The sequence below is a fragment of the Halanaerobium kushneri genome (assembly GCF_900156285.1).
In the GTDB taxonomy this organism is placed as follows: domain Bacteria; phylum Bacillota; class Halanaerobiia; order Halanaerobiales; family Halanaerobiaceae; genus Halanaerobium; species Halanaerobium kushneri.
The window spans coordinates 17,980-28,534 of the sequence record NZ_FTNC01000031.1 but is presented as its reverse complement, the minus strand read 5'-3'; the positions used below and the strand labels follow the sequence as shown (position 1 = coordinate 28,534).

The window sequence follows — 10,555 nt, the reverse complement described above, 5'->3', positions numbered from 1 at the left end:
AAATTACAGTTGGTAGTTTTACTGAAGGATGAACTCTTTTATCTTCAATCTGCTCTAATTTTTGAATTAAATCGTAGACCCTGTTACAATATTGATAACAACTTAATGTATGATTTTTAGTTTTCATTTTTCCCCGTCTCCTTTTTTGTGTGTTTTTCTTGTCAATTAACACTTTCAAAAAAGGGCGGGGATTTCCTTTATTAAAGCCCGAATTATCAATCATCATAAGGTTTTTAATTGGGATAATTGTATGACTAATATTTCTAATATTCTTTATTTTGGAACTACTGCTGAGAATACTGTTTGAACTGTATTCTCCTTATTTTTTAAAAATCATTTGCGGAATCTCTGGCAAAAAAAATAAAAAGGCAGGCAATTAAGGCCTGCCCATAGAATTTAATTTTATTTTTATGGTAAATAGTTCTTTGGATTTAAAGGTTCTTCATTTCTCAAAACACCAAAATGAAGATGAGGACCAGTACTTAAACCACTACTTCCTGATAAAGCAATTTGTTGGCCTTTGCTTACCATTGCACCTCTGGCCACTGTCACTCTAGAATTATGACCATAAAGAGTTTCTACTCCATTTCCATGATCAATAATTACTGTATAACCAAAACCATTCATCCAACCACTATGTACAACTTCGCCAGATGCTGCTGCTCTTACACTTGTACCTCTAGGAACTGCAATATCTAAACCATTGTGGAATAATCTTGTCTTCTTAATCGGATGAGTTCTCCAACCAAAATTAGAAGTTATCCGCCCATTTACAGGCCAGATAAAAGCATTTCTACCTAATTTAAAAGGTCCTCTTGTATAATTAGTTATTACAAGCTCATCACCAGCAAAAATTCGATCTCCATTTATATTATTATTTCTACGAATTGTATCTATATCAGTACCATACATTTTAGCTATGGTACTTAGAGCATCTCCTCGCTGAACTTTATATACTATCCGATCAGAAGAAGAATTATTTTTTTTAGTTTTTGTCTCACTTTTACTGCTGTTTGAAGCTTTAAAATCTACTATTGGAAGCACCAGTTCCTGACCTATTTTTATGAAATCTGAATTTAAATTGTTGGCATTCATAATTTCTTCAACAGGCAGATTTCTGCGAGCCGCAATTGTAGAAAGGGTATCTCCCCTGCGGACAGTGTAATAAATTTGTGCTTTTTTAGTTTCTGTATTTGTAGGTTGAGTTTTTGCTTCAGCTGTTAATATATTTTCTCTAGGTATTTTTAAGTCTTGTCCGGGTTTTATTCTAGAAGAACTCATGTTATTAAACTCCATAATTTCCTCTACAGTTACATCTCTTGACCCAGCAATTCCTGACAGAGTATCTCCATTATCTACAACATAAAGCTCATAAGATACTTTCTCAGAAATCATTTTTTTCAGTAATTCAAGGGTTCTACCACCAACAATACCATCAATCTTTAAACTATTATTTTTCTGAAAAGATTTTACTGCATCTTCGGTAGTCTTTCCAAATATACCGTCAGTCGATACATTATAACCAAGGGTTTCTAAATATTTTTGGACTTCAATCACATCTCTACCCCGATCATTTAATCTAACCTGAAAAGCAGAAGCAGCGATAGTTATTGACAAAAGAAAAACTAATAAAATTATTAGTGTAGTTAAATAATTATTTTTTTCCATTTCTCCCCTCCCTTCTTTTTTGCTCTACTATATTTAATTCAAGATAAAACTCAAATTTCCTTTTTATATTTCCCTTTTTTGTTTAAATTTATAAAATTATTCTGTCTCAGGGCTTCATAAATAATAATGGAAACAGAATTCGAAAGATTTAAAGACCTTAAATTATCCTTCATTGGAATTCTAATACATTTATCAAGATTTTTTTCTAGTAACTTTTCCGGCAAACCAGCAGTTTCTTTACCAAATAAAAAATAATCATTTTCCTGATATTCAAAATCAGCATAAGATTTTGCGGCTTTAGTAGTGGCATAAAAAAAGCGCCCATCTTTGTTTACCTCAAAAAAATTATCTAAATTGTCATAATAACTGATATCTAATTTATCCCAGTAATCAAGACCAGCTCTTTTTAAATATTTATCTGATGTTGAAAAACCAAGAGGTCTAACCAGATGCAGTTTAGAATCAGTTACCGCACAGGTGCGAGCAATATTACCAGTATTTTGTGGAATTTCAGGTTCAACAAGTACTATATTCAAAATCATCACCTAATTAATTTTTTAATTATTATGTTGAGTAAAAGTTATTTCTTCTATAAAACTCATATTGTTATTACTAACTATTAATTACTAACTATTAGATATTAATAATCAACCCATCATAGGCTGCACTAATATTTTCAGGCAAATAATCATTTAACTTTTTATGATCCAGTCTGTGGGAGATATGAGTTAAATAACCATGTTTTAAATTCAATTTGTCAATTAACTCTACCGCCTGATCAACAGACATATGAGTTGGATGTTTTTCAAATCTCAACGCATCAACAGCAGCATATTCAATACCTTCCAGCAGTTTTAAGGAGCTGTCCGGAATCTTACTGCAGTCAGTTAAATAAGCAAAATTATTAATTCTGTAAGCAAGAATTTTATTATCACCATGATAAATCGGAACAGCTTTAACATTTAAATCCATAAACTTTATTTCTCCCTCTATCTTTTTTAAAATAACCTGGGGTACCCCTCCACCAGGGTTTTCATCTGAAAAAATATAAGGGAAAATCCTTTTAATATGATTTAAGGTTTTATGGTCACCATAAACAGGCATTTCTTTACCCTGAAACCAGTTTAAAGCTCTGATATCATCAAAGCCCATAATATGATCGGCATGAGCATGGGTCATTAAAACTGAATCAACATTTTTGATATTATTATTAATCAACTCCAGCCTCATTTCCGGTGGTGTATCTATTAACAAATTATATTCTTCACTTTTTATATGAACCGAAGTACGCATTCTTTTATTTTTCGGATTATCAGACTGACAGACCTCACAATCACAGGCAATTACAGGTACCCCGTGGGAGGTTCCTGTTCCTAAAAATGTTATCTGCAAAAAAACAACCCCTCTCATAAAAATTTTAACTTAAGAGAGGGGTATTTGTCAAACTATTGACTAATTTATTTGTTTAAGTAATCCCTTATTTCTCAGGAAATTCGCTAGTTTCTTATAAATCAAAACTGTAACAATAGAATTAATAATAGCTTTAGTTAAATTAAATGGTAAAATACCGGGTAACATCATTTTTAAAACCTGTTCTCTGGGAATTCCGTAAAATATTGGATTGAAAATTAAATTGGCAGCTGCCATCACAACTGTCATTGCTATAGAACCAATTACAAGCCCTTTAATTGCTCCTCTTTTATTATGATGTTTCTGATAAAAATATCCGGCTGTCCCTGCAAAAATTCCTGTAGCTAAAAAATGCATAAAAGCACCAAACGGACCTCCTAGACCAGTAAATACAGCCATCAAAATTGATAAGATAAAGGTTGCTCCCAGCGCTGCAGCTGGCCCAAACATAAATGAAATGATTAAAATAGGTATGTCACCTGGTTCATAAATCAAAAATGGTAAAAACATTGGAAAACGAACCAAAAGCATTAAAACTAAAGAAAAAGCTGATAAAACTGCAATCGTTGTAATTCTTTTTGTATCCATTTTTTCTCTCCTTTTTTTAATTTTTTATCTTCATATCTTTACTCAAAAAAAAATTAGCCCTTTAAACAAACAGGGCTAATTAATTATTTAATCTTCTTTATTCCGGACTTTACCGTCGGTACTGGAATTTCACCAGTTCAGCTAAAGCTCGTGGACTATACCACCGGTTTGGAATTGCTATTACGCTCACCAGACCCTGAAGATAATATTTTTTTGTCAGTATTATTATAAACAATATTTGTTTAAAAAGCAAATAATTGTCCCGGAAAGTTTATTATTAGCACTATTATAACATTCTTCAATCAACTTGCTTAATTTCTACTCCCGGGTAAAAATGCTTAATAATCTCTCTATAATCCCAGCCTGCAGCTCCCATTCCAGCCGAAGCTGACTGATCAAGACCCAGATTATGACCCCAGCCTGACCCATAAACATAAAGTTCTTTTAAATAACCGTTCTGATCATAATGACTGTCAAAATAAAAGCGACTGCTTTTTAAACCTCCAAGAACTCTCCTGATTTGAGATACACTATAATTTTTGCTTTCCTGATCACTATAAATACTTAGTGAAGTAATAGTGCCTCCCTGTGCTCTCTGATTAACTTCAATCTTTTTAATTTTATTAAGTTCACTTCTATATTCAATAACTTCTGCTGGTATTCTTAGCTGCCAGCGATAATTACTACTGCCATAATCTTTAGAATAAGATTCAGGTGTGTAAAAAAGCCACTGCTGCAGTTTTACTGGTGCCAGAGGGAAATTATAGTCATTACTCTTCATCTGATTTGCCCCTCTTAAATAGGGTAAATCTGCAGACCAGATCTGATCACTTCGTTCTGTAAAACCACCACTGTTACTACTGAAAACAGCTTCTATAACCCGGCCTTCAAAGACAGCACTTTCGCCTTCAGTGGACAGAACAGCCTCTGTAGTCCGCTGGTTTTCACTCATAATTCCTTTATAGGCTGCACAGTGAACACTGGAACAGAGATCATAACCATCACTTCGATGACGCCCAAGATTACTCAGCGTATAGCTTCGAGCAGCAACAGCCTGAGCCTTTAATGATTCAATTGGCCAGCTGGCATAAATTTCTGAGGGAACAACAGAAATTAAATATGGTGTTAATTCAATTTGATTAATTAAAGTAAATTCTGTTCCTTTGCCACTAATAATCATATTACCCCTATACTGTCTGTTACCACTTCCCTGCCAAAAATAACCCTGACCATAACTTATATTATAAACATAAAAAGATGAATTCTCCTGGCTGCTGTAAATCTGATATTCAAGCTTGGAACTACCCAGCTTTACTCTATTCTCTTCAGTCCTGATAAATAATGATCCGGCATCGATTTCAAGTAAATAGTTCTTTTTTGCCTGACCTCTATAAATAATTTTACCATCATAAACAACAGAAAATGGAGCTGAGTATTGAAAAAGAAGATGTTTATTATTTTCCTGAAGTCCAATTCTCAACAACTGTGTTTTTTTCTGATTATTAATTTCTTCCACTTCTCGCCAGGAAGCCTCTAAAGCAAAAGGATTAATCTCTTCTGGTTTATCTTTTTTATCTTCATCTGGCTTTAACTGAGGATATTTATTCTGATACTGATTTATTTTTTGATAGGCAAGATCTCTAAACCAACCATAAGAAAGAGTTCTCTGCCAGTAATTATATGCTTCAATTTCTTCTCCAGCAAGTTCAAGCATTTCAGCCATATTTTTAAATAAATAAGTCTGACTCCTGTTGGCCTGATAGGCTGCCTGATAATTTTCAAAGGCCTGCTTAAAATTATTCTGATATCTATTCAGCTCTGCACTGAGTAGATATATTTCTGACTGATTTATTTTAAGATTTGTGATTTTCATTAAATATTCTTCTGCTTTTTCAATTTTTTTTAAATCTAAATTGTTTTTTATTAAATAATAATATTTTTGAAAAAGCAAAGACTTCTGATCTATGTCCAGGTTAATTTTATTTTCCAGTATAAAAATTGATGCCAGATTATTATTTATTTCGTAAAAATTAACCGCCAGATCCAAATAGTCCTGACTTTGATTACTTAAAATAGCCAGCTGAAGCAGAGTTCTATTTTCTGCTTGAAGTTTATTCTGATCATTGTAAATAACAGCTAAATTTCTTCTGCTTTCCAGATTAAAAGGATCAAGTTCGATAATCTCCAGGTAATGATTTTCAGCAGACTGGTAATTCCCCTCATAATAAGCTTCCTTTGCTAATTTAAGTAATTCACTAATATTTCTATCTCTGCTATCCTGAGCCATAGTTAAAGATACCTTATCTTTCTCCTGATAAAAATGATCAACTACTGGAATAAATATTCCCAATAATAGAGCAGAGATTATTATTAACCTAAAAACTTTTTTCATTAAATACAACTCCTAGTTTAAAGAAGATCACTTGCAATTTCAGCAAGTTCTGATCTTTCCCCTTCTTTTAACATAACATGACCGGCAATTTTTTGATCATGAAACTTATGAGCCAGATAATTTAAACCATTTTTATGAAAATTTAAATATGGATTATCAATCTGAAATGGGTCACCTGTAAAAATTAGTTTGGATCCCTCTCCGGCTCTGGTTACAATAGTTTTAACTTCATGCAGTGATAAATTTTGAGCCTCATCAATTACTATAAACTGGTCAGGTACTGATCGACCTCTAATGTAAGTTAGCGCCTCAATTTGAATTAAATCTTTGTCCAATAATTTCTGATAAGCAAATCGAGCATCCTTATTACGGTGAACTATAAAATCTAAATTATCAAAAATAGGCTGCATCCAGGGCCCCATTTTTTCCTCAACATCCCCCGGCAAAAACCCAAGTTCCTTACCCATCGGCTGAATCGGTCTGGCTACCAACAATTTAGAAAAAGCCTGTTCGTCCACAACTTTTGAAAGTCCGGTTGCTATAGCCAATAATGTTTTTCCAGTACCAGCCTTACCTGACAGAGTCACCAGCTTAATTTGATCATCAAGCAGCAGTTCAAAAGCCAGCTGCTGTTCTCTATTTCTGGCTCTTATTTTTGCAGGCTGACTCTTATTATAGCGAAGAGTAACCAAATTTTCACCATCAAATCTGGCAAGAGCAGTGTTTTTATTCCTATCATCAGCTGTTAGCTGCACAAATTCATTTGGATAAAGCGAATCATTAAGCTGATTTAATTCGGATGGAGAAATTTTTTCCTCCTGAAAAAACTTATCAATCAAAGAGGAACTGCAGTTAATTTCTTTAAATCCAGAATAGATTTCTTCTTCTTTCAGTTTGGTAGAACTATGCTCCTCTGCTTTTACCCCATAAGCATCACAGATTAAACGCAAATTAATATCATCAGAAACCATTACTACCTTTTTTTCTGAATTTTCCTCTTGCAGATGGATAGCTGTCGAAATAATTCTATTGTCCATTTTGCTGGAACTTAAACCTTCTGGCAGTTCAAGGCCCCCGTTAATTACTATTTTAACAGTTCCTCCAGAATCCAGCTCTACACCATCATGTAAGTTGCCTCTGCTTCTCAATTCCTCCAAAATTCTTGAACTTTCACGTGCATTGAAACCTAAATCTGAACTTTTAGTCTTTAAATTATCAATTTCCTCTAAAACAGCCAGTGGTATAATAACATCATTATCCTCAAAACTATAAATAGCACGAGGGTCATTTAAAAGTACATTTGTGTCCAGAACAAATATTTTTTTCATTTTTGTTTCCCCCTCCAGTTTCTATTTTTTTACTGAGCTACTGATTTTAATTTTAAAATCTGTTACCAGGGTGTTAAATTATTATCCTGTTCATATTTACTAGTCTTTTTAGCATTTTATCATCTCCCTTTAATTTAAGTTTAAGATGAAACTAATTATTATAATAAGAACAGATTCCAGAAGCAAAACAGTTTTCACAGTCCGGATTTTGAGCTTTACAAACAGCACGACCGTGATCAATTAACCAGTGATGAAAATCAATCCAGTATTTTTTAGGAATTAAATCTGTTAATTCTTCTTCTGTACGTTTAACATTTTCCCCACTGCTTAAACCAAGCCGGGCAGAAACTCTAAAAACATGTGTATCAACGGGAAACGCAGCTTTAAAAAAGGCATTTGCCAGAACTACATTCGCTGTTTTACGTCCAACCCCACTTAATTGCATGAGTTCTTTTCGCGTTTTGGGAACTTCTCCTTCGAAATCATTAAGTAAAATTTTACAGGTTTTTAAAATATATTTCGCCTTATTTCTAAAAAGTCCAATACTGTTTATTTTATTTTCTAATTCCTTCTGACTTAGCTGCAGCATAGATCCAGGTGTATTGTATTTTTCAAAAAGATCTTCAGTAACTTTATTGACCTGAATATCTGTTGTCTGAGCTGATAGAATCGTTGCAATTAGAAGTTCAAATGGAGTGCTAAAATTTAAAGCTGTACCTGGTTCCGGATAGTGCTTTGAGAATAACTCAATCAGCTTTTCTACTTTTTCTTCTTTATTTAATTTTTCAGTCAATTTATTACCTCCTACAATAATATTGCTTAATACTATTTTACTTCATTCAGTCTAAAAAATAAAGTTAAATTAAGAAATATTACTAATAAAAACTACTATCTGGACATTATTTTAAAAAAATGATAGTATAATTAAAGATAGAATATAATAATTTGAGGTGTTATAAAAATGAAATATAATTTTGGCATAGATATCGATGGAGTTCTGACTGATGAAGGACCCGATCATAACAGCATCTGGCAGCAAAAAATGAATGAATTTTTTGATCGGGAAATCACTTTAAAGGAATATACCTATGATCTTCGCGAAGCTTTTGCAATCAATGATCAGGAATTAAATGAATTTATTCAGGAAAAAATTGAAGAGATTTATATTAACGTAAAAGCTGTCGCCAGAGCAAGAGAAATACTTAAAGAGCTTTATGACAAAGGACATCGGCTAATTTTAATAACAGCCAGAAGTGAGGAACACCGTTCTATAACAGAAAGCTGGTTAAAAGAAAACAATATCCCTTATCACGAACTACACCATGAGGACCAAAAAGCACCTCTGGCTGTAGAAAAAGATATCTCTCTATTTATAGATGACAAAAAAGAAAATGCTCTGGAAATTGCAGCCAGAAATATCCCGGTAATTCTAGTCAGTAAATATCATAATCATGATTTTGAAGGTAATGAACAGATAACAAAGGTTAAAGACTGGGATGAAATAAAAGCTAATCTTGATTTATTCTTCTCTAAAAACACTCATACCGGTAAACTCTCTTAAAATCGAAGTAAAAGGAACCTCATTATCAGGTATAGCTTTAAAATTACTCAAAATTTCGAGCAGCCGCTGTGCCTGGTAATAGTTTTTGTTTGTTTTATCAATCTGTTTTAAGAGTGGCTCAACATAATTTTTAAGTACTGAAAGTTCATAAATTAGAGCTGAGTTAAACATTACATCAGCATTTTCCTGAAAAGGAAAGATATTTTTTTCTTCTCCCCGACGCACGCTCTTCCATAAATTTAGCGTTTCAGAAGCCGCCAGGCCGCGATACTGATTATCTCTAACAATTCTGCGAATTAGCCGGGTATCAGTTGTTGGAATTCTGTTGTGACAGTCAATATTAAGCTGAGTTAAGGCACTAATATATATTTTGAATTTCAAATCCTGAGGTATAACCTCTGTCATCTTATCATTTAAACCATGAATTCCTTCAATTAATATTGGCTGATCATCACCAAGCTTGAGAAATTTACCACTCTTTTCCCGAATACCTTTTTCAAAATTAAACCTGGGAAGTTCAACTGTTTCTCCCTGAATTAATTTTAAAAGATGCTCATTAAAAAGATCTAAATTTATTGCCTTTATTGATTCAAAATCAGGCTCCCCATTATTATCAAGAGGAGTATTTTCACGATCTACAAAATAATCATCAACTGAAATCTGAACCGGTCTTAAACCGTTAATCTTAAGCTGAGTTGACAGCCGATGAGTAAATGTAGTTTTACCCGAAGAAGTAGGACCGGCAATTAAAATAATTTTATTTCTTGGCATACCACTTTTTATTCTATCTGCAATTTCAGCTATTTTCTTCTCATGCAGGGCTTCTGCTATTCTAATTAACTCATTGTATTCCTTGTTTTCAATCAAACGATTCAATTCTACCACATTATTAACTCCAAGAATCTTCCCCAAACGCTCATATTCTAAAAAAATATTTGCCAGTTTTGGCTGTTCAATAAATTTAGGTACTTTTTTGCTACTGAAAAATTTAGGGAACAATAAAACAAATCCAGGTATTCTTAAATGAAGATCAAATTCTTTCAGATAGGAAGTAGATGGTACCATATTATAATAAAAATAATCATAGTAGCCATCAAGTTCATAGAGAGTATAATAATCTTTATCCTGCTGTTCTATCAGCTCACTTCTAAAAGAACAATTTTCATTTTTAATGATTTCCAGAACTTCCGATTTTTTTAATCTGTGTTTCTGAATTTTATAATCAGCTGCAATAATTTCCTGCATTTTATTTTTTATTTTATTTAGATCATTTTTACTCAAACTACTTTTATTTTCAAGCTCACAGTAAATACCATTGCTAATAGAAATTTCAATTTTCAAAATAGAATCCGGAAAGAGCTCATAAACTGCTCTGGCCAGAACAAGATAAAGGCTTCTTCTATAAATTCTGTTGCCTAACTCCGAATGAATTTTAACAGTTTTAATTTCTAGATCTCGATCCAGTTCTTCATTAAGATCATAAACTTCATTTTCTATAATTACAGCCATTACATCTCTTTGATCTTTAATTTTACTTTCTGCTATTATTTCTTTAATTGAGCTTTTTTCAATTATTTTTAAATTTTCTCCGTCTAAATTAATATTCAT

The 10,555-nt window shown here is 32.7% G+C and carries 9 protein-coding genes and 1 riboswitch; of the genes, 1 reads left to right on the top strand and 8 read right to left on the bottom strand.

Going from position 1 to position 10,555, the window contains the following annotated elements; translation table 11 throughout:
* Positions 1 to 408: 408 nt before the first annotated feature.
* From BW929_RS13685 to nth, 7 genes are all read right to left on the bottom strand, one after another.
* Entirely contained in the window at positions 409 to 1,668 is a 1,260-nt protein-coding gene (locus BW929_RS13685; RefSeq protein ID WP_076546052.1) for a LysM peptidoglycan-binding domain-containing protein, read from the bottom strand.
* A 50-nt stretch (positions 1,669 to 1,718) separates the two neighbouring features.
* On the bottom strand, positions 1,719 to 2,210 hold the full coding sequence (trmL, locus tag BW929_RS13680; protein WP_076546051.1) for a tRNA (uridine(34)/cytosine(34)/5-carboxymethylaminomethyluridine(34)-2'-O)-methyltransferase TrmL: 492 nt from the start codon (positions 2,208 to 2,210) through the stop codon (positions 1,719 to 1,721).
* A 91-nt stretch (positions 2,211 to 2,301) separates the two neighbouring features.
* Entirely contained in the window at positions 2,302 to 3,060 is a 759-nt protein-coding gene (locus BW929_RS13675; protein ID WP_076546050.1) for an MBL fold metallo-hydrolase, read from the bottom strand.
* 60 nt (positions 3,061 to 3,120) lie between these two features.
* Positions 3,121 to 3,666: an ECF transporter S component gene (locus BW929_RS13670; RefSeq protein WP_076546049.1), complete on the bottom strand. Its 546-nt coding sequence runs from the start codon at positions 3,664 to 3,666 to the stop codon at positions 3,121 to 3,123.
* Between the two features lie 86 nt (positions 3,667 to 3,752).
* Positions 3,753 to 3,874: riboswitch (FMN riboswitch) on the bottom strand.
* A 90-nt stretch (positions 3,875 to 3,964) separates the two neighbouring features.
* Entirely contained in the window at positions 3,965 to 6,058 is a 2,094-nt protein-coding gene (locus BW929_RS13665) for a SpoIID/LytB domain-containing protein (RefSeq protein ID WP_076546048.1), read from the bottom strand.
* A gap of 17 nt (positions 6,059 to 6,075) precedes the next feature.
* Entirely contained in the window at positions 6,076 to 7,386 is a 1,311-nt protein-coding gene (locus tag BW929_RS13660) for a PhoH family protein (RefSeq protein ID WP_076546047.1), read from the bottom strand.
* Between the two features lie 151 nt (positions 7,387 to 7,537).
* Entirely contained in the window at positions 7,538 to 8,179 is a 642-nt protein-coding gene (gene nth / locus BW929_RS13655) for an endonuclease III (protein ID WP_076546046.1), read from the bottom strand.
* 168 nt (positions 8,180 to 8,347) lie between these two features.
* On the opposite strand from nth, the gene BW929_RS13650 reads away from it, so the two are divergent.
* The gene (locus BW929_RS13650) at positions 8,348 to 8,947 is read left to right on the top strand and encodes a 5' nucleotidase, NT5C type (RefSeq protein ID WP_076546045.1); all 600 of its coding nucleotides are present in this window, start codon (positions 8,348 to 8,350) and stop codon (positions 8,945 to 8,947) included.
* On the opposite strand, the gene BW929_RS13645 is transcribed toward BW929_RS13650, so the two are convergent.
* Positions 8,906 to 10,555 (bottom strand): nucleoside kinase, encoded by a 1,650-nt coding sequence (locus tag BW929_RS13645; RefSeq protein ID WP_076546044.1) that lies wholly within the window; start codon positions 10,553 to 10,555, stop codon positions 8,906 to 8,908. The two genes, BW929_RS13650 and BW929_RS13645, sit on opposite strands and share 42 nt — an antisense overlap.